The organism is Oleiphilus sp. HI0080 (assembly GCF_001635135.1).
Window position 1 is genome coordinate 1 of record NZ_LWFU01000225.1, and the last position, 434, is coordinate 434.

Below are 434 nucleotides of genomic sequence, written 5' to 3' on the forward strand. Positions count from 1 at the left end.
TAACCATCAGACTGAGCTGCTTCAATGTATACGTACATGTTGTCGCTTACATTGTGAAGCGCTTGCAAATAGATAGTTGACTGATCGTCGTCAGTTGCGCCATCTGCATCCGTACCGTAGATGCCGTAACCTAGAGCAAACGTAGTTGCGCCCATGTTGTAAAGACCTTGAAGACCCATGTAGTCACCGCCGTCTTTCTGGCCAGACTCAGACTCATCAAGCGTTTCGTACTGCGCTTGAAGCGTTAGGTCGCCCATCATCATTGCTGCTGCAATACCGATAGCGTCTTGGCCTTTGTTGTTACCGTAGTTAGTGTCAGAAGCCATAGAGTATGCCGCTGCTACGTAGAACTCTTCAGTTTCGAATGCTGCTGCAAGCTGAGTACCACGAGTCGTAGTAGAATCACCATCGATTTTGTACGTCGCACCAACTTT

Annotated in this window: 1 protein-coding gene; it reads right to left on the reverse strand. The window is 48.2% G+C overall.

The annotated features are described in order from the left end of the window. On the reverse strand, positions 1-434 hold a 434-nt coding region (locus tag A3751_RS02485; protein ID WP_156492212.1), incomplete at both ends, for a porin.